Annotated in this window: 19 protein-coding genes and 2 tRNA genes; 18 read left to right on the top strand and 3 right to left on the bottom strand. The window is 47.4% G+C overall.

The genetic code is table 11. The features are described 5' to 3' along the window. Positions 1 to 52 precede the first annotated feature (52 nt). The 3 genes from fusA to JQX58_RS02575 form a co-directional block, all read right to left on the bottom strand. On the bottom strand, positions 53 to 2,143 hold the full coding sequence (gene fusA, locus JQX58_RS02565; RefSeq protein ID WP_204145251.1) for an elongation factor G: 2,091 nt from the start codon (positions 2,141 to 2,143) through the stop codon (positions 53 to 55). Positions 2,144 to 2,559: 416 nt separating this feature from the next. Further along, positions 2,560 to 3,225, bottom strand: a complete 666-nt coding sequence (locus tag JQX58_RS02570; RefSeq protein ID WP_338040650.1) for a TIGR04211 family SH3 domain-containing protein — start codon at positions 3,223 to 3,225, stop codon at positions 2,560 to 2,562. Positions 3,226 to 3,388: 163 nt separating this feature from the next. After that, positions 3,389 to 3,973 carry a superoxide dismutase gene (locus JQX58_RS02575; RefSeq protein WP_204145252.1) on the bottom strand — a complete coding sequence of 195 codons (585 nt, stop codon included), beginning with the start codon at positions 3,971 to 3,973 and terminating at the stop codon, positions 3,389 to 3,391. 155 nt (positions 3,974 to 4,128) lie between these two features. Between JQX58_RS02575 and JQX58_RS02580 the strand changes: the two genes are divergently transcribed. The 18 genes from JQX58_RS02580 (at position 4,129) to nadA (ending at position 20,034) form a co-directional block, all read left to right on the top strand. Beyond that, a complete protein-coding gene (locus JQX58_RS02580; protein WP_204145253.1) occupies positions 4,129 to 5,043 on the top strand; it encodes a hypothetical protein in 915 nt (304 codons plus the stop codon). Positions 5,044 to 5,173: 130 nt separating this feature from the next. Continuing rightward, a complete protein-coding gene (trhP, locus tag JQX58_RS02585) occupies positions 5,174 to 6,535 on the top strand; it encodes a prephenate-dependent tRNA uridine(34) hydroxylase TrhP (RefSeq protein WP_204145254.1) in 1,362 nt (453 codons plus the stop codon). 152 nt (positions 6,536 to 6,687) lie between these two features. Beyond that, on the top strand, positions 6,688 to 7,602 hold the full coding sequence (gene cysD / locus JQX58_RS02590; protein ID WP_204145255.1) for a sulfate adenylyltransferase subunit CysD: 915 nt from the start codon (positions 6,688 to 6,690) through the stop codon (positions 7,600 to 7,602). 17 nt (positions 7,603 to 7,619) lie between these two features. Continuing rightward, a complete protein-coding gene (gene cysN, locus JQX58_RS02595) occupies positions 7,620 to 9,227 on the top strand; it encodes a sulfate adenylyltransferase subunit CysN (protein WP_204145256.1) in 1,608 nt (535 codons plus the stop codon). 63 nt (positions 9,228 to 9,290) lie between these two features. Beyond that, positions 9,291 to 9,776 (top strand): GreA/GreB family elongation factor, encoded by a 486-nt coding sequence (locus JQX58_RS02600; RefSeq protein ID WP_204145257.1) that lies wholly within the window; start codon positions 9,291 to 9,293, stop codon positions 9,774 to 9,776. Positions 9,777 to 9,945: 169 nt separating this feature from the next. After that, the gene (aspS, locus tag JQX58_RS02605; protein ID WP_204145258.1) at positions 9,946 to 11,715 is read left to right on the top strand and encodes an aspartate--tRNA ligase; all 1,770 of its coding nucleotides are present in this window, start codon (positions 9,946 to 9,948) and stop codon (positions 11,713 to 11,715) included. A gap of 132 nt (positions 11,716 to 11,847) precedes the next feature. After that, entirely contained in the window at positions 11,848 to 12,396 is a 549-nt protein-coding gene (gene ruvC, locus JQX58_RS02610) for a crossover junction endodeoxyribonuclease RuvC (RefSeq protein ID WP_204145259.1), read from the top strand. Beyond that, entirely contained in the window at positions 12,396 to 12,995 is a 600-nt protein-coding gene (gene ruvA, locus JQX58_RS02615; protein WP_204145260.1) for a Holliday junction branch migration protein RuvA, read from the top strand. Before ruvC ends, ruvA begins: the two co-directional genes overlap by 1 nt. A gap of 2 nt (positions 12,996 to 12,997) precedes the next feature. After that, a complete protein-coding gene (ruvB, locus tag JQX58_RS02620; protein WP_204145261.1) occupies positions 12,998 to 14,011 on the top strand; it encodes a Holliday junction branch migration DNA helicase RuvB in 1,014 nt (337 codons plus the stop codon). Between the two features lie 10 nt (positions 14,012 to 14,021). Further along, entirely contained in the window at positions 14,022 to 14,696 is a 675-nt protein-coding gene (gene tolQ / locus JQX58_RS02625; protein WP_204145262.1) for a protein TolQ, read from the top strand. Between the two features lie 5 nt (positions 14,697 to 14,701). Beyond that, positions 14,702 to 15,127, top strand: coding sequence for a protein TolR (gene tolR, locus JQX58_RS02630; protein WP_204145263.1), 426 nt, complete (start codon positions 14,702 to 14,704; stop codon positions 15,125 to 15,127). 4 nt (positions 15,128 to 15,131) lie between these two features. After that, positions 15,132 to 16,091, top strand: a complete 960-nt coding sequence (gene tolA / locus JQX58_RS02635; RefSeq protein WP_204145264.1) for a cell envelope integrity protein TolA — start codon at positions 15,132 to 15,134, stop codon at positions 16,089 to 16,091. Then, entirely contained in the window at positions 16,091 to 17,389 is a 1,299-nt protein-coding gene (gene tolB / locus JQX58_RS02640) for a Tol-Pal system beta propeller repeat protein TolB (protein WP_204145265.1), read from the top strand. Before tolA ends, tolB begins: the two co-directional genes overlap by 1 nt. Before the next feature lie 25 nt (positions 17,390 to 17,414). Beyond that, positions 17,415 to 17,987: a peptidoglycan-associated lipoprotein Pal gene (pal, locus tag JQX58_RS02645; RefSeq protein ID WP_204145266.1), complete on the top strand. Its 573-nt coding sequence runs from the start codon at positions 17,415 to 17,417 to the stop codon at positions 17,985 to 17,987. Next, a complete protein-coding gene (gene ybgF / locus JQX58_RS02650) occupies positions 17,987 to 18,736 on the top strand; it encodes a tol-pal system protein YbgF (protein WP_204145267.1) in 750 nt (249 codons plus the stop codon). The genes pal and ybgF overlap by 1 nt, the downstream gene beginning before the upstream one ends. Before the next feature lie 43 nt (positions 18,737 to 18,779). Then, positions 18,780 to 18,855: transfer RNA gene (locus JQX58_RS02655), tRNA-Lys, on the top strand. A 20-nt stretch (positions 18,856 to 18,875) separates the two neighbouring features. Next, positions 18,876 to 18,951: transfer RNA gene (locus JQX58_RS02660), tRNA-Lys, on the top strand. A 36-nt stretch (positions 18,952 to 18,987) separates the two neighbouring features. Next, positions 18,988 to 20,034, top strand: a complete 1,047-nt coding sequence (gene nadA / locus JQX58_RS02665; protein ID WP_204145268.1) for a quinolinate synthase NadA — start codon at positions 18,988 to 18,990, stop codon at positions 20,032 to 20,034. Positions 20,035 to 20,046 lie beyond the last annotated feature (12 nt).

Genomic DNA, 20,046 nt, shown 5'->3' on the forward strand with positions numbered 1-20,046 from the left:
ATAAAAAAACCCGGCATAAGCCGGGTTTTTTGTAACGGTTAGAAAGAGTGAATTACTTCTCTTCTTTCTTCGCTTTAGCTGCTTCGATAACTGCTTCAGCAACGTTCGCAGGACATGGAGAGTAGTGAGAGAACTCCATAGAGAACTGACCACGGCCAGAAGTGATAGTACGTAGGTGACCGATGTATCCGAACATTTCAGATAGAGGTACTTCACCTTTGATACGTACGCCAGTTAGGCCAGCTTCTTGGTCTTTGATCATACCGCGACGACGGTTCAAGTCACCGATTACGTCACCTACGTTGTCCTCTGGAGAGAACACGTCAACCTTCATAACAGGCTCTAGAAGTTGAGCGCCTGCTTTCGGGATAGACTGGCGGAATGCGCCTTTCGCTGCGATTTCGAATGCTACTGCAGACGAGTCAACTGCGTGGTAGCCACCGTCGAATAGTTCAACTTCTACGTCAAGAACTGGGTAGCCCGCAAGCACACCTTCTTCCATCATAGACTTGAAGCCTTTCTCAACTGCAGGCCAGAATTCTTTCGGTACGTTACCACCTACAACTGTAGAAGAGAACGTGAAGCCAGAACCTTGCTCGCCTGGTTTGATGCGGTAATCGATCTTACCGAACTGACCAGAACCACCAGATTGTTTCTTGTGCGTGTAGCTGTCTTCAACTTCTTTCGTGATTGTCTCACGGTAAGCTACTTGTGGCTGACCTACGATTAGGTCTACGCCGTAGGTACGCTTCAAGATGTCAACTTTGATGTCTAGGTGAAGCTCACCCATACCTTTAAGGATGGTTTCGCCAGATTCTTCGTCAGTTTCAACTTGGAAAGATGGATCTTCTGCAACCATTTTACCGATCGCGATACCCATTTTCTCCATACCAGATTTATCTTTAGGCTGTACAGCGATAGAGATTACTGGTTCTGGGAAGATCATTGCTTCAAGTGTACATTCGTTCTTAGGATCACATAGAGTGTGACCAGTCTGAACGTTCTTCATACCTACAACCGCGATGATGTCACCAGCTTGTGCTGAAGTGATTTCGTTACGGTCGTCTGCCTGCATTTCAACCATACGGCCGATACGCTCAGTTTTACCTGTTGCAGAGTTAAGGATCGTATCACCTTTGTTCATCTTACCTGAGTAGATACGGATGAAGGTTAGGGCGCCGAAACGGTCGTCCATGATCTTAAATGCAAGGGCACGTAGAGGCTCGTCTGCAGAAACAGTTGCTACTTCACCAGTAGGCTCGCCAGTTTCTTTGTCAGTTAGCTCTTGTGGGTCAACTTCTGTTGGGTTTGGTAGGTAGTCTACTACCGCATCAAGAACAAGTTGCATGCCTTTGTTTTTGAATGCAGAACCACAGTAAGTTGGGAAGAATGCAAGGTCACGAGTACCTTTACGGATACAACGTTTGATCTCTTCTTCAGTTGGCTCTTCACCTTCTTCAAGGTAAGCCATCATTAGGTCTTCGTCTTGCTCAAGCGCAGTTTCCATCAGGATTTCGCGGTATTCAGCAGCTTTGTCGACCATATCCGCAGGGATATCAGTGATTTCGTAGTTTTCAGGAAGACCAGTGTCATCCCATACGTATGCTTTTTGAGTAAGAACGTCAACAACACCAACGAACTGATCTTCTTCACCGATCGGCAGAGTCATAACTAGAGGCGTTGCAGCCAATACTTTTTTAACTTGCTCAACTACACGGTAGAAGTTAGCACCTAGACGGTCTAGTTTGTTAACGAAGATGATACGAGCTACTTCTGACTCGTTCGCGTAACGCCAGTTAGTTTCTGATTGTGGTTCTACACCACCAGAACCACAGAATACACCGATGCCGCCATCCAATACTTTCAAAGAACGGTATACTTCAACTGTGAAGTCAACGTGTCCAGGAGTATCGATAACGTTTAGGCGGTGGTTTTTCCACTCACAAGTTACGGCAGCAGACTGGATAGTAATACCGCGCTCTGCTTCTTGTTCCATGAAGTCTGTAGTTGATTCACCGTCGTGTACTTCACCAGTCTTGTGGATCTTACCGGTAAGCTTAAGGATACGTTCAGTTGTGGTCGTTTTACCCGCGTCAACGTGGGCAAAAATACCGATGTTTCTGTAAAGTGATAAGTCAGCCATTACATTACTCTAATAAGTGTAGGATGAATTGTTGGTATACAAGACTTCTATGCGAAGTAGTCAGGTATTGCGGCGTATTCTATTATATTTTAATAGAGCAATAAAAGAGCTGTTTCTCTATGGTACGCCGATTTATGTGATTATTTGTCTTGCGGGTGCGATTGTGGTGTTGAAAATGCCCTTAGGTTCGCTCGGTTTAGGGAGATGCTTATTTGTCTGTGGGCGTTTGGCGGCGGTGGGGCTCTTGCGATGCGATTTTAAGGCTTATGCTAAGTCTCGGATTTTTAGGCGAATTTAGAGCGATGGTGCGCTTCTGTTTGGATTAGTCGGGGCAAGCGACTCTATCTTGGAGTCAAGATTAAAAAAGGGCGGCCAAAGCCACCCTTTTATAAGATTGGTGCGATTAAGCGATTGGTTTACCAAGAACTTGAAGACACTTTCTTTTTACGAGATAGTGGGAAGACTAGACCTAAAATACCGCCAAGTAATAGTGTGCCTGCACCGATCATAAACCAGCGCTGTTCAATGGATGAGCTTAACTTATCATTTTGCTGCTGAAGGTTGTCGACTTGCTGTTGCAATGACTGAATCTGATAGTGTGACTCTTCATTGGCCGAGACGATGGCATTGGCTTTTTGTGCCAGCTCAGATACATCGGCAAGTTGTTCTTCAAGTGCTTCGCGTTGGCTAGTAAGCGATTCGACCGATTGTGTCAGCTCGTTGTTGGTTTGCTGTCTCTGGTTGAGTGCTTCTTCAGCTTCAGCTTCCGCTTCTTTGGCTTGTGTCAGTTGCTGCTGTAAGTAGACCAACTGGTCGCGGCTCACGCGATCTTGGCTGATGAAATAATCAGGTAGCCAGCCTTCGTTGCCTTCAGGGGTGCGTACTTTGATATAGCTGTCGCGTCGCTCTAAGACTGTTAGTGGTGTGCCACTTTTGATGCCGCGTTCCGTGGCGCGTGTGCTATTACTCATGCCTTCGCGAATCGCGACAAACTGGATGTCAGAAACGTAGACGGTTTCAGCGTAGGCGGAAGTTAATATGCAGAAAGATGCTGTGATTCCGTACAGAAAGTGTTTAAACACGTGGAGACCCTTTAACAATCAATTACTTGTATTATCACAATAACTCTACTACCAAAGAAGAGCAACTGATCTATGGTCTATGTGGCGTGTGGTTTTTGTCAATAAGTCGTAAAACAAAAAAACGCGACCGAAGTCGCGTTTTTAAAACGATTAAGCAAGTTGCTTAGGCTGCGAAATTTGCTGCTGCAAAATCCCAGTTTGCTAGTGCCCAGAAACCTTTTAGGTAATCAGGACGTACGTTGCGGTAATCGATGTAGTAAGCGTGTTCCCAAAGGTCAACAGTGATTAGTGCTGTTTGGCCGTTAGTCATTGGTGTGCCAGCGTTGCTAGTGTTTACGATTTCGATAGAACCGTCAGCGTTTTTCACCAACCAAGTCCAGCAAGAACCGAAGTTGTTCACTGCTTTGTCGTTGAACTCTTCTTGGAATGCTTCGAAAGAGCCCCACTTAGCGTTGATTGCGTCAGCAAGTGCGCCAGTTGGTTGGCCGCCACCATTTGGGCTTAGGCTGTTCCAGAAGAACGTGTGGTTCCAGATTTGCGCAGCGTTGTTGAATACTGGGCCAGCAGGAGCAGATGTGATGATCTCTTCTAGCGTTTTGCCTTCGTACTCAGAGCCAGGAACAAGGCCGTTAAGCTTTGTCACGTAAGTGTTGTGGTGCTTGCCGTAATGGTACTCAAGTGTTTCTTGAGACATGTGCGGTTGTAGGGCGTCTTTTGCGTAAGGTAGAGCTGGTAGTTCAAAAGCCATTTCTTTTCTCCTTGCTTTTTTGTAATGAAAAGTGCTTGTGATCAAGCAGTTAATGGTGCTTATATAGTAGCATCGAACTTTTGAATATTATATTCCTTCTGTTTGTGTGGTTATTTATTTCATAGTTATTCAAAAATGTAGTGGCTGAACTCGCTATGCGCAAAGAAGATGAAGTTGAAATTCCAAGCTTAACGCTTGATGACGACGAATTGAATCAACACGCTTCAGGAACCACTGAAGCCCCCGTCAAGGCCAAGCGCCGTCTTAACCCACCGCCAGCAACGCGACCACAGGCGACCGCAAAAGCAAAGCGCCCCAGTTTATTTGGGGTCTATTTCATATTGCTAATTGTGCTCGCTCTAATGGGGGCTGGAGGTTATTGGTTATGGATGCAAAATCAACAGCTCAAGGCACAATTGCTCGGTGCTCAAGGGCAGATTGAACAGCTGGATAGCCAATTAGTTGAAACAGGCGAATCGGCTGATGCGCTAGGCAGTAGTGTTGAAGAAACGCTGGCCAATCATGACAGTGAAATTCGTAAATTATGGGCCGTGGCTTATGATCGCAATCGTACCGCGATTGCTGAGCAGTCAGAGTCTGTAAAAGCTCTTGAAGAGCGCGTCGCCCAGCTACGTGAGTCCCTGTCGACTCAGTCGAAATTGGTGGCAGTACAAGGGGATGCCTTTAATGAGATTGAAGATGGTTACAATCGTTTAGTCGACACTGTTGCACAAGTTGAAGAGCAGCAATCAGGGCAATCAGAAACTCTGTCATCCCTAACAGAGGCTAAAACAGAGCAGCAACAGCAAGTGTCACGTATTAATAGTCGTCTTGATCAAATGGCAGAGCGGCTTGCTGGTCTCGATGGTCGTGTTCGTGCTTTGGGGTCCGAAGTGCAGGCCTTGGGTGCCACACCAAATTTGCCGGATGATTTAACTCGTCGCTTGGAGGCGAGCGAGGAGGCGATCGACTCCATTGATCAATTTAGGCCGCAGGTATTGCGTGAAATTAACAGTTTAAAATCGCAAGTACGCCAGTTGTCGTTAGAGGCTAGTCTTGGTGGCGGTTAACTAGATTATTGAGTTTTGATCTGCATCAAAGAAAGGCCGACTAACGTCGGCCTTTCGCGTTTAAGGTAAGGAAAAACAAGTCCGATTCGCTAGAATTCGCGCCATCGTAACTCCTCTATAAAGATTTATTATGACCGAATTGCTTTCTCCCGCTGGTACGCTCAAAAACATGCGCTACGCCTACGCTTACGGCGCCGATGCTGTCTATGCTGGCCAGCCACGTTATAGCTTGCGTGTACGCAACAACGATTTCACCATGGCCAATTTGGCGCAAGGTATTGAAGAAGCGCATAGCCAAGGTAAAAAGCTCTATGTAGCAACCAACATTGCGCCGCACAACGCTAAGATTAAGACCTTTATCAAAGATATGGAGCCTGTCGTAGAGATGGGGCCAGATGCTTTGATCATGTCGGATCCTGGCTTGATGATGCTGATCAAAGAGAAATGGCCAGATATGCCGATTCACTTGTCGGTGCAGGCCAATGCTGTGAACTGGGCGACGGTTAAGTTTTGGCATAACTTTGGCCTTGAGCGCGTCATTCTATCGCGTGAATTGTCATTGGATGAGGTGGGTGAGATTCGTCAGATGGTGCCAGAAATGGAGATCGAGACCTTTGTTCATGGCTCTTTGTGTATTGCGTATTCTGGACGTTGTTTGTTGTCGGGGTATTTTAATCGCCGTGATCCAAACCAAGGTACTTGCACCAACTCTTGTCGTTGGCAATACGATATGAAAGCCGCGGTGCAGGATGAGAACGGTGATATCGTGCCAGCAGATGGTAGTCACCTTAAAGGCGTGCAGAACTTTGATCCGTCTGAATTCACTGCACCGACCCTTGGTGAAGGTAAGCCATTTGATGATGTGGTACTGCTGCGTGAGCAAGGGCGTGAAGGTGAGTTTATGCCGGCCTTTGAGGATGAGCACGGTACCTATATTATGAATAGCCGTGATCTGCGAGCGATTCAGCACGTCGAAAAGCTAATCGAGCTGGGTGTTCACTCGCTTAAAATTGAAGGTCGTACCAAATCACACTTTTATGCGGCTCGTACTGCTCAACTGTACCGTAAAGCGATTGATGATGCGGTTCATGGGCAGCCATTTGATATGTCTTTGATGGATAAGTTAGAGGGCTTAGCGAACCGAGGTTACACCGAAGGCTTCTACCGTCGTCACGTGCACGATCAATATCAGAACTACCAATATGGTAACTCTATTTCGGATCGTCAGCAGTTTGTGGGTGAAATGCTCGACTGGAACAACGGCTGGCTGACCATTGATGTCAAAAACCGCTTCAAGGTGGGTGATTCAATTGAGTTGATCACACCTAAAGGCAGTATGCTTTACAACATTGAAGCGATGGAAAACTTAAAAGGTCAGCCGATGGTGGTAGCGCCTGGATCTGGGCATAAAGTGCGCATCCCATTGCCATATCAGCCAGAGCAGCTTGAGCTTGGCTTGGTGATGCGCAATCTGCCTAACGGTCAGTCATAGTTAACTAATTTTAAGTTATAAAAAAGGCTCTTCTTATGAGCCTTTTTTAATATGTATATGACTCTAAAATCTAGTATTGCTAGTTTTTATAACTTTCTGGCATGTTATAGTTAGCGAAATGCCGAAGCCTTTAAATATTTGGACGAGATAATATGACAGTTACAGAGGCAAGACTGACTCACCTCAAACAGCTTGAAGCTGAGAGTATTCACATTATTCGTGAAGTAGCCGCAGAATTTGATAACCCAGTAATGCTTTACTCGATTGGTAAGGATTCAGCTGTAATGCTGCACCTTGCTATGAAAGCATTCTACCCTGGCAAACCACCATTCCCGCTATTGCATGTCGATACCGGTTGGAAGTTTAAGGAAATGATTACGTTCCGTGACGAGTTGGTTGCGAAACTGGGTCTTGATCTTCTAGTACATCAAAACCCTGAGGGTATTGAGCAAGGCATCGGGCCTTTCACACACGGTAGTGCAGTGCACACCGACGTAATGAAAACTCAAGGTCTAAAACAGGCGCTTGATAAATACGGTTTCGATGCGGCCTTCGGTGGCGCGCGTCGTGACGAAGAGAAATCACGTGCTAAAGAGCGTGTGTACTCTTTCCGTGATAAACAGCACCGTTGGGATCCCAAAAACCAGCGTCCAGAGTTGTGGAATATCTACAACGGTAAAGTGAACAAAGGCGAAAGTATTCGTGTGTTCCCACTATCTAACTGGACCGAATTGGACATCTGGCAATACATCTACCTAGAAAGTATTCCAATTGTTCCTCTTTACTTCGCTGCAAAACGCCCAGTTGTTGAGCGTGATGGCGTGCAAATCATGGTTGATGATGAGCGTATGCCATTGAAAGAAGGCGAGGTGCCAGAAATGAAATCAGTACGTTTCCGTACACTAGGCTGTTACCCACTAACGGGTGCGGTAGAGTCTGAAGCGGATACCTTGCCTGATATCATTCAAGAGATGCTGCTGACGAAAAGTTCAGAGCGTCAAGGCCGTGTCATCGACCACGATTCAGCGGGTTCGATGGAAGAGAAGAAGAAACAAGGTTATTTCTAAGGCTAGGAGTTGTAAGAATGTCTCATCAATCAGAATTGATCAGTCAAGATATCCTTGGCTACCTAAAACAGCACGAAGAAAAAGACCTGCTTCGTCTTCTTACCTGCGGTAACGTAGATGATGGTAAGAGTACACTGATCGGTCGTTTGCTACATGATTCAAAGTTGATCTATGAAGATCACTTGGATGCGGTAAAACGCGACAGTAAAAAATCTGGCACACAGGGTGAAGAAGTTGACTTGGCGTTGCTTGTTGACGGCCTTCAGGCTGAACGTGAGCAAGGTATCACAATCGACGTGGCTTACCGTTATTTCTCAACCGAGAAGCGTAAGTTCATCATCGCCGATACTCCTGGGCACGAACAATACACGCGTAACATGGCCACTGGCGCTTCTTCTTGTGATCTAGCGATCATCTTGATCGATGCGCGCTACGGTGTGCAAACACAAACGCGTCGCCATAGCTACATTTCATCGTTGCTTGGTATTAAGCATGTGGTGGTTGCGGTGAACAAAATGGACTTGGTGGACTTCTCAGAAGAGAAATTCAACGAGATCCGTGAAGATTACCTAGCGTTCATCGAGCAACTAGGTAACCGTAAGCCAGAAGGTGTTTATTTCGTGCCAATGTCTGCCCTTAAGGGTGACAACGTGGTAAACCCATCGGAGCAAACCCCTTGGTATCAAGGTGGTCCTTTGATGGAGATTCTTGAGCAGGTTCAGGTAAATCGCGATGTTAAGAAAGACGTTTTCCGTCTGCCTGTACAGTACGTAAACCGTCCTAACCTTGATTTCCGTGGTTTTGCCGGCACGATCGCCTCAGGTCAAGTGAAGCCAGGTGATGACATCGTCGCTTTGCCGTCTGGTAAGAAGTCAAAAGTGGCTGAAATCGTGACTTACGATGGCAACTTGGACGTAGCGAAAAAAGGTCAAGCCGTTACGCTGACACTGCAAGATGAAATCGATGTGAGCCGTGGCGACATGTTGGTTCATCCTGGTGAAGAGCCATTCATCAGCTCTAACCTGCGTGCCTCTGTGGTGTGGATGGCAGAACAGCCACTAGTGCCTGGGAAGCTATATGACTTCAAACTGGGCACGCAAACCGTACCTGGTAAAGTGCACCACATTAACCACCGCGTAGACGTTAATACCCTTGAGCACACTGAAGTTAATCAAGTGGACTTAAACGTTATCGCTGACTGTGTGATCAGTTTTGATGCACCTGTTGCCTTTGATAGCTACCAAGAGAGCCCGCTAACCGGTGCTTTGGTGATCATCGATCGCCTATCTAACGTAACCGTTGGTGCGGGCATGGTAGAAGAACTGGTCGGTGACTTGGATGCTGACACGGTTGTGACGGCGGAAGAGCGTGCGGCACGTCTAGGCCAGAAACCTGCAGTGGTAGCCTTGGCAAATAATGTAGATGCTCAACAGCTTGAGCGCGCATTGTTGCGTCGCGGTGTGGTGGCTTTGGCTAAATTAGACGCTGACTTGGCTCAAGTTGAGTTGCTGAAGCAGACAGGTGTCGTGGTGGTTGTAGGCAACAACGAGATTGCTGATATCGAATTATCTGGTGCTTCAACTGAAGAAGTAGCAGAGCAAATTCTATCTGCCGTACGCCTATAATTACCTCTTGTTCGGTGTTAAAAAAGCCACTGCATTGCAGTGGCTTTTTTGTGGGTGGTCGATATGTTGAAAGAATCATTTAAACAAGCGCTGATAGACTATATGCAGGCGCGCCTAAAGGTGGCCAAGGATGCTGCGTCTCAAGCAAAATCTGCTGCCACCGATAGCGAAAGTGCTGCCGAAACTAAATGGGATACCTTTGGGCTTGAAAACTCATATCTTGCTCATGGGCAATCTGTGCGAGTGGCGGAGTGTCAGCGTGATCTGCGTTATTTTTCAGCGCTTACTCTGGCTTCTATGGACAGTATCACACAAGGTTCGGTCTTTTTGTTGGAGCGTGAAGATGGCTGGCGTAAAGTTATTGTGATGGCGCAATATGTCGGTGGCGGAGAGTTTGATTATGAGCAGCAGTCGGTGTTGATCGTCACGCCAGAGTCACCTCTAGGAAGGTCTTTGTTGGGCAAAGAAGAGGGCGAAGAAGTCTCACTAAAGTCCCGTGGCGAAACCTTGACGGGGGAAGTGGTGACAATTTTCTTCCAAGAGTCATAGAAATTTGGCTTATCCCCTAGAGAGTGCGCAAGGCATGGCATATAATGCTGGGCCTTAAAAAGTTATTAAGCATCTAACCGCTGGCGCTTTTTTGTAGCAAGAGGTAGTTAACGGTAGAGCAGTCGAACAAGTTTTACGCTCATAGCGAGACAGTAATAGGATAGGAATTATGCGCAGCCATTATTGCGGCGAGTTAACAGCAAAGAATATTTCAGAAGAAGTAACCCTAAGTGGTTGGGTGCATCGTCGTCGAGATCACGGTGGTGTGATCTTCTTGGACCTTCGTGACCGTGAAGGTATCACTCAAGTAGTGTTTGACCCAGATCGTGCCGAAAGTTTTGCCATCGCTGACAGTGTTCGTAGCGAATTTGTGGTGGAAATGAAGGGTCTTGTACGTGCACGTCCTGAAGGGACTGTTAACCCGAACATGACCACGGGTGAAATCGAAGTGCTTGGTCATGAGCTGAAAATTTTGAACCGTGCTGCGACGCCTCCATTCCAGCTGGACGAGCACCAAGCTGTGGGTGAAGACATTCGTCTTAAGAACCGCTTCTTGGATCTGCGTCGCCCAGAAATCCAACAGAAGCTTCGCACACGTTCAAAAGTAACGTCTATCTTGCGTCGTTACTTGGATGACAATGGTTTCCTTGATATCGAAACGCCAATCTTGACTCGTGCGACGCCTGAAGGTGCGCGTGACTACTTGGTGCCAAGCCGTACCCATCAAGGTAGCTTCTTTGCACTGCCACAATCACCTCAGCTGTTTAAGCAACTGCTAATGGTGTCTGGTTTTGATCGCTACTACCAAATCGCTAAATGTTTCCGTGATGAAGATCTACGTGCTGATCGTCAGCCAGAATTCACGCAAATCGACTTAGAGACTTCGTTCCTTGGTCAAGAAGAAATCATGAACCTGACAGAAGGCATGATTACTAACTTGTTCAAAGAGCTTAAAGACATCGACTTGGGTGAATTCCCACGTATGCCGTTCTCTGAAGCGATGGAAAAATACGGTTCAGACAAGCCTGATCTTCGTATCCCGCTAGTCATTCAGACGGTTTCTGATCTAATGACTGATGTTGACTTTAAAGTGTTCTCAGGCCCTGCAACCGATCCTAATGGCCGTGTTGCTGCGCTGAAAGTGCCAGGCGGTAATGCGCTGACACGTAAGCAAATCGATGAGTACACTAAATTCGTAGGTATCTACGGTGCGAAAGGTTTGGCTTACATTAAGGTTAACGACAAGTCTGACCTAGAAGAAGGTTTGCAATCGCCAATCGTTAAGTTCTTGCCAAACGATGTGCGCCAAGCGCTATTGGATCGTGTTGAAGCACAAGATGGTGACCTAATCTTCTTCGGTGCTGACCAAGCGACTGTTGTAAACGAAGCGTTAGGTGCGTTGCGTTGTAAGCTAGGTGCCGATCTAGATCTATACACTTGCGAGTGGGCGCCGCTTTGGGTGGTTGACTTCCCAATGTTTGAGCAAACGTCTGATGGTGGTATTACTGCCATTCACCACCCATTCACGGCGCCGTCTTGCTCACCAGAAGATTTGAAAGCTAGCCCGCTAACTGCACTGTCTCAAGCCTACGACATGGTGCTTAACGGTACTGAGCTGGGTGGTGGTTCGATTCGTATCCATCAGTCAGAAATGCAAGAAACCGTATTTGAGTTGCTGAATATTTCTAAAGATGAGCAAGAAGAAAAATTCGGCTTCCTATTGGATGCATTGAAGTTCGGTGCGCCGCCGCACGGTGGTTTAGCATTCGGTCTTGATCGTCTAGTAATGTTGCTAACTGGTTCAGCGTCTATCCGTGACGTGATTGCCTTCCCTAAAACACAAAGTGCAACGTGTCTATTGACGCAAGCACCTGGTGAAGTCAGTGAAAAGCAGCTTAAAGAGTTAAGCATTCGTGTGCGTAAGCCTGTTTCAGAGTAATATCTGCTACACGTATTGATCAATAAAAAAAGGGCCATTTATATGGCCCTTTTTTGTGCGCTTAGATTGCAATATCTTGTCTGGGCTGTTGAAATATACAGTACTTTAAGTGATGTATAAGTGGGATTTAGTTTGGCGCGAATATTAGCGATAGATCCAGGGTCAAGGTTGACTGGGTTTGGTGTGCTCGATTTTGTGAATGGCAAAATTCATTATGTCAGCAGTGGTTGCATCAAGCTGCCAGATGAAAATTTGGCTGTGCGTTTAAAGCGCATTTACGAGTGCGTGAGTGATGTGATTGAGCAATTTCAGCCCAATGAGTTTGCCATTGAAGAAGTGTTTTTGGCAAAGAATGCCAGTTCAGCTTTAAAGCTTGGTCAGGCCCGTGGTGCGGCGATCGTGGCGGCCGCAATGGCGGATTTGCCGGTGCATGAATACGCAGCGCGTCGAGTGAAGCAGTCTGTGGTAGGCAACGGCAATGCTGACAAAGAGCAGATTCAAGCCATGGTAAAAATGCTATTAAAATTAGAATCTACACCGCAAGCGGATGCCGCAGACGCCCTAGCGATTGGCTTGTGTCATGCCAATACGCGCACATCAGATGGGCTAGAGTATGGCGTAGGTAAACGTGCTGGACGCACATCTAAGCGCTGGCAAATGTCAGATTTGAAGGTGAAATAATGATAGGACGTATTGTTGGAACTTTGGTAGAAAAAACGCCACCGGAATTATTGGTTGATGTGAATGGTGTGGGCTACGAAATCATGGCCTCCATGAGTACTATTTATGAATTACCTAGCATCGGTAATGTGGTTACGTTACATACTCATTTTCAGGTGAAAGAAGATGCCCAGTCTCTGTTTGGCTTTGCCAGCAAAGATGAGCGTGCGTTGTTTCGAATCTTGATTAAGGTAAATGGCATTGGGCCTAAAATGGCGCTATCTGTGTTATCCAGTTTGAACCCTGCCGAACTTATTACGGCTGTACAGGAGTCACAGGTGGATACTCTGACAAAAGTGCCAGGCGTGGGTAAGCGTACGGCTGAACGGTTGGTAGTGGAACTGCGTGATAAGCTTGGCACGGCAGCGAAACAGGATCTGTTTAGTGAGCGCGCTGTTGTAGCTCAGGTACAGGCAGATCCACGACAAGAGGCGGAAGCGGCTTTGGTTGCGCTGGGCTACAAGCCACAAGAGGCCACTAAGATGATCGCCAAGTTGCCTAAAGATGAATCCGATTGTGAAGCTTTAATTAAAGCGGCACTTAAAAGCATGTTGAAATAATTATGATAGAACATGATCGTATAATCTCACCCGAAGCGCGCGGAACAGACGGACAAGTCGATCGTGCTATCAGGCCGCAATCTTTGGCTGAGTATATAGGTCAGCCGACGGTAAAAGAGCAAATGGATATTTTTATCCAAGCTGCTCGTCAGCGTAACGAACCCTTAGATCACTCTTTGATTTTTGGTCCACCTGGGCTAGGCAAGACGACTTTGGCCAATATTATCGCCAATGAAATGGGCGCTGAAATTAAAACTACTTCGGGGCCAGTGCTGGAAAGAGCAGGGGACTTGGCGGCTTTACTGACCAACCTTGAAGAAGGGGATGTGCTGTTTATCGATGAAATCCATCGCTTGAGCCCAGCGATCGAAGAGGTCCTTTATCCCGCGATGGAGGACTATCAAATTGATATTATGATCGGTGAAGGTCCCGCGGCACGTTCGATTAAAATCGACATTCCCCCCTTCACTTTAGTGGGTGCGACGACACGTGCGGGCTTGCTTACATCACCTTTACGCGATCGTTTCGGAATCGTGCAACGATTGGAGTTTTATGATGTCCAATCACTGACTACAATCGTACGTCGCTCTGGGCAGAAGCTGGGTGTCAACTTAGATGAGTCAGGTTGCTTTGAAGTGGCGCGACGATCGCGCGGCACCCCGCGTATTGCCAACCGTTTATTGCGTCGAGTGCGCGATGTGGCACAAGTAGAAGGTGTTGAGGTTGTCGGGCAAACAGTTGCCCAACGAGCGCTCGATATGTTAAGTGTAGATAGCCAAGGCTTCGATCATTTAGACAGGCGTATGTTGTTGACCATGATCGAAAAGTTTGGCGGTCGACCCGTCGGGCTAGACAGTATTGCCGCGGCCGTGGGCGAAGATAAAGATACTATCGAAGATGTCATTGAGCCGTTTTTAATTCAGCAGGGCTTTGTGATACGTACGCCACGAGGGCGTCAGGTGACGCAGCGGGCATACGAACACTTTGATTACCAATTACCTCAAGATCTGGAATAGAGGAAGACACATGTCCATTTGGGGCTTAATCGCAAACGCAAGTTTTGTTGTACAGTTAGTCATGCTGACGCTATTGCTAGCGTCTATTTTTTCATGGGTGGTGATTTTTCAGCGTATGCGCGTACTGAAACGTGCTCGCGTCGTGAGTCGCCGTTTTGAGGATCAGTTTTGGTCCGGTATTGACTTGAGTAACCTGTACCGACAGTTGACCGCCGAAGGGCGCCATGTTGAAGGTATGGAGAATATTTTTACAGCGGGTATTAAAGAATATACGCGTTTGCGTCAAAACTCAGCAGTTGAGGGAGATGCGGTCATTGAAGGCGTAGAGCGCTCAATGCGTGTTGCCTTGTACCGTGAGGAAGAAAAGCTGGATCAGCACTTGCCGTTTTTGGCAACCGTAGGCTCGATCAGTCCTTACATAGGTTTGTTTGGCACCGTGTGGGGCATCATGCATGCTTTTATTGGTTTGTCGGAAGTTCAGCAGGCGACGTTAGCAACCGTGGCGCCGGGTATTGCCGAGGCGCTTATCGCCACAGCCATTGGTTTGGCGGCAGCGATTCCTGCGGTGGTGGCGTACAACCGTTTTTCTACCAAAGCGGAAAACCTCGCCTCGCATTATGAAAACTTTGCCAATGAATTTAGCAGTGTGTTGCATCGTAAGGTTCATTCAAACGAAGGGGCTTAATCATTATGATTTCACGCAAAGGGCGCGTTAAGCGTCGTAAGCCTGTCGCCGAAATCAACGTCGTACCTTACATCGATGTGATGTTGGTGCTGCTAGTTATTTTTATGATTACCGCTCCGATGCTAACTCAAGGTGTGGATGTAGAGTTGCCGAATGCTAACGCAAGTCCGATTCAAACCGAAGAGTCCGACACCCTTGTTGCCTCGATTGATCGCGACGGTCAGTACTATATTGATATCGGTGGTGAGCAAAGTACTTTGTCATTGGCTGAGCTGAAAGATCGCGTCCGTAAGGTGTTGGCGCAGAATCCGAATTTGCCTGTATTAGTGCGTGGTGACCGTAATGTGCCTTATGGTGATGTCATTGGTCTGATGGTTGCTCTACAAGGGGCGGGTGCGCCTAATGTCGGTTTGGTAACGGAGCCTGAGTAAACTGATGAAGTTTTTGGATAAGGAAAACTACTCACTTCCTGTCGTATTGGCGGTCGGCTTACATGTCGTTGTGCTAGTGGGCGGTGTGGTGTTGTCGGGTTTTTCTGAAAGCACTCCAGAGCCGCCTAAGCGTCCGCCGATAGTTAATGCGACGGTTATTGATGTGTCTGAAACCATCATTGGTAAGCGCGAGGCCGAGCAGCGTCGTGCTGCGCAAGCGGCTGCCGAAGCAGAACAAGAGGCCAAGCGTAAGGCGCAACAGCAAGCCAAGCGCCAAGCAGAGCTAGAGCAACAGCGAAAAGCGGCTGCAGCGGAGAAACAGCGTCAAGAGAAGGCGCGTCAAGAAGCCGAGGCGGCTCGACAAGCTGCGCTTGAAAAACAGCGGGCTGAGCAGCGCGCTAAAGAAAAGAAAGCCGCTGAAGAGAAGGCGCGTCAAGAGCGTATCGCACGCGAGAAAAAAGCGGCTGAAGAGGAAGCGCGTCGCCAAGCAGAGCGTGAACGACAGCAAGAGCTTGAGCGTCAGCGTGCTAAAGAGGCTGAAATCGCCCGCAAAGCTGAAGAACAGGCACGTCAAGAAGCAGCAGAGCGTCGCCGTCGAGCAGAGGAAGCTGTTAAGCAAGCGATGGCGGAAGAAGAGCGCCGTTTGCAAGAGCAGCAAGCCGGTCAGATGGTGCAGTCAATTAGTAGTCTGATCAATAACCGTATCACCGCAGCTTGGATTCGACCGCCAGGCGCTCGTAATGGTATGCAAACCTTGTTACGGATTAGCTTCTTACCAAGTGGGGAAGTCAATAACGTACAAGTGGTAAAGGGCAGTGGTGATGCTGTGTTTGACCAAAAAGCGAAAGACGCTGTTTACCGTGTTGGACGCATAGAGGAATTGTCTGAAATTGAGTCGTATATTTTTGAGCGCAATTTCAGACAAATCGATTTGTTATTTAACCCACAAGATTTGAGAAACTGATGAAAAAGCATATCTTTTTAGCCTTTGTGATGGCATGCCTCACTTTTTCTATGTCTGCTCGAGCGCAACTGGTGATCGAGATTACCAGTGGTGCTGATCAGTTACTGCCTATTGCTGTGGTGCCATTTGGCTATTCAGGTGCGGAGCCGCTACCGGAGGATGTTGCTGGCATCGTGCAAAGTGATTTATTGCGCAGCGGCGTCTTTGAAACCATTCCGCGTGAGAATATGCTTAGCTTGCCAAGCTCTTCGCAAAATGTGTCTTACCGTGACTGGCGCTTGCTGAAAGCCGATTATGTGTTGGTGGGTAGTGTTACTGACAACAATAATGGCACTTTTCGTGTGTCGTTTGAGCTTTTGAATGTGTTAACGCAAACACGCGTGGGTAAGCGTGAGGCACTGGATGTGCGACCAAGTAACTTCCGTGACGCTGCTCACTACATCAGTGATAAGGTGTATCAACAACTGACCGGCATTCGTGGTGCGTTTAGTACCCGTATTTTGTATGTCACAGCAGAAGGTGATAAAGGTGCGCCGACCTACAAGTTGCAGGTTGCTGATGCGGATGGCTATCGTCCACGTGTGGTTGTCTCTTCAAAAGAGCCTATTTTGTCACCCTCTTGGAGCAGTGATGGTAAGAAGATCGCGTATGTGATGTTCCGTAACCGTCGACCAAGTATCTTTATTCAAGAGCTGGCGACGGGTAAGCAAGAGCGCTTAACTCAATTTGAAGGTTTGAATGGTGCGCCAGCTTGGTCGCCTGATGGCAAGAAGTTGGCCTTAGTGTTGTCGAAGGACAATAACCCTGAGATTTATACGTTAGATATCGCTACGCGTAAGCTTGAGCGTATGACGAATCATTACAATATCGACACGGAACCGACTTGGGAACCAGACGGCAAGGGTATCATCTTTACTTCTGACCGTGGTGGTAGCCCGCAAATCTATCGCGTCGATGTAAATAGCAAAAATGTAGAGCGTATTACCTTTGAAGGTGAGCTCAACACACGTGCCCGTTTGACTCCAGATGGCCGTTACTTGGTAACGGTACAAAAGAACAACGGTGATTATCATGTTGCATTGCAAGACATGAATACTGGACGTGTTGAAATTCTGAGCCAAACTTACCTTGATGAGTCGCCAACCATAGCGCCAAACGGCAGTATGGTGATGTATGCGACATCTGAACGAGGTAAGGGCATATTGGCAGTAGTTTCAGTTGATGGTCTTGTTAAATATAAGCTACCATCGGCAGACGGTGATGTGCGAGAGCCAGCTTGGTCCCCGTATTTTAATTAAAAAAAGCACTTTTAAGGAGCTAATAATGAGTGTATCAAAACTAGGTAAGTTTGCTGTAGTTGGCCTATCTGCAGCGTGGTTGGCAGGCTGTAGCACAACCGCTACAGAAAATGATTCAGCTGCAATGTCAGAAGAAAATGGCCAAGCGCAAGCTGGTTCATCAGATTCTACTTACGCAGCCGGTGAAGGTGGTTCTTTAAACAGTGTTATCGTTGATGACGGTGCAGAAGGTGCTGCAGCAGCACAAATGGATCAGAACTCTCTAGATGGCGTTGCAACAGTTTTCTACTTCGACTTCGACAAATCGATTGTACGTCCTGAAGCTCGCGAAGCATTGGCTAAGCACGCACAATACTTGATCGATAATCCTGATGCGCGCATCGTTCTAGAAGGTCACGCGGATGAGCGTGGTACTCGTGAATACAACATGGCTCTAGGTGAGCGTCGTGCGAAAGCGATCATGCGCTACCTAACGATCCAAGGCGTTGCTGCGTCACAAATCGAAACAGTAAGCTTCGGTGAAGAAGTGCCAGTTGCTTTCGGTCACGACAGCTCTTCTTGGCAGCTTAACCGTCGCGTTGAGGTTCGTTACGAGTAATGAGCTTTCGTTTAGCGATAGGCTCTACGGTGTTGGTGCTGACTTTGTCAGCGCCAACAGCGCTAGCAGCAGATAATTCATCCGGTATTTCTTCAAGTGTGGCGGCTGATCTTCTTTATCAACTAGAGACTATGCAGCAAGAGGTTTCTCAGTTGCGCGGTCAGGTTGAGCGTCAGCAATACGAACTTGATAAAATGAAAGCGTTGCAAAAAGATCGCTACATTGATCTTGATAAACGCATTGCAGAAGCTATGACGCAGGCCCGTAAATCCGCTGCGCCAGCCCAGACCATTAGCGGCAGCGTTGAGCAAGATGACGCTACGAATATGGTTGCGTCCGCGCCAGTGCGTGCTGCCGAGCTAGACCCAGCGTCTGATGAGGCAAAGCAAGCCTACGATGCGGCTTATCAGCTCATCAAGGATAAGCAATTTGAACAAGCACAACAGGCGTTTCGTGAGTTTGTTAAAGCGCATCCTAATAATGTGTTGACGGGGAATTCACATTACTGGTTAGGTGAGTTGGCATTAGTGCTTGGTAATCAAGGCGAGGCATTACTGCAATTCAAGACGGTTATTGATTCCTTTGCAGGGCATTCAAAAGTGTCCGATGCCACCTATAAACTAGGCATTGCAAACGATCAAATGGGTAACCAAACGCTGGCTCGTGATTACTTCAATCGCACCATCGAAAACTTCCCTGACTCCAATGCTGCCAAACTTGCGACTAATTATTTGAATAATATGAAATAATTACTTGCATTCCCCAGTGATCACTGTAATATACGCGCCCGTTGGGTCGTTAGCTCAGTTGGTAGAGCAGTTGACTTTTAATCAATTGGTCACTGGTTCGAATCCAGTACGACCCACCAACTCTTCTTTATTTGTGATCGGGTCGTTAGCTCAGTTGGTAGAGCAGTTGACTTTTAATCAATTGGTCACTGGTTCGAATCCAGTACGACCCACCATCACACAAGGCCTGCCCATTCCCAAGGGGTTATACAATGTCTGAATTAATCGATAAAGCAGCGTTACGCGATACAGTTCAGAAATACCTGTCTGAAGCCGAAGAATCTCTTAAAAAGCCCGTGGTCGACAATCAAGCACTGCGTGATGAGATCAAAACGCTACTGAAAGAAAAAGATGCGGCATTAGTTGCCCATTACTACTGTGAAGATGCCATCCAAGAGTTGGCAGAAGAAACCGGTGGTGTCATTGCTGACTCCTTAGAAATGGCTAGGTTTGGTGCTGAGCACCCAGCTAAAACTCTTGTGGTTGCAGGGGTTAAATTCATGGGTGAGACAGCAAAAATCCTAAGTCCTGAAAAGACGATTTTAATGCCGACGTTAGAAGCGACGTGTTCGCTTGATATCGGCTGTCCTGAAGACGAATTTGCTAAATTCTGTGATCAACACCCTGATCGAACTGTAGTGGTCTATGCCAATACGTCGGCGGCGGTAAAAGCGCGTGCTGACTGGGTAGTGACGTCCGCGATTGCTTTGGATGTGGTGCAGCATTTGAGTGATCAAGGTGAAAAAATCATCTGGGCGCCAGATCAACACTTGGGCCGTTATGTGCAAACTCAAACCGGTGCGGATGTGTTGCTGTGGGACGGTGCTTGTATCGTTCACGAAGAGTTTAAAGCTAAGGGTGTATTAGATCTTAAAGCTGTGTACCCAGATGCAGCCATTCTTGTGCATCCAGAGTCGCCAGAGTCTGTGGTTGAGATTGCTGATGTGGTGGGTTCGACCTCGCAGTTATTAAAAGCCACCAAAGAAATGCCGAATGAAACCTTCATTGTGGCGACGGATCGCGGCATTTTTTACAAAATGAAGCAGGCGTCTCCGCATAAGCGTTTCATTGAAGCGCCTACTGCTGGCTCTGGTGCTACCTGTCGTAGCTGTGCGCACTGTCCTTGGATGGCGCTTAATTCGTTGGAGTTATTGCGCAATGCCTTGCGTGATGGCAGCGATGAGATTCATGTGGATGAGCAGGTGCGCGTCAAGGCGCTTAAGCCATTACAGCGCATGCTGGACTTTAAAAAGTCGTAAGTTTGTCTTGTG

Source organism: Marinomonas ostreistagni (genome assembly GCF_016888445.1).
Taxonomy (GTDB): Bacteria; Pseudomonadota; Gammaproteobacteria; order Pseudomonadales; family Marinomonadaceae; genus Marinomonas; species Marinomonas ostreistagni.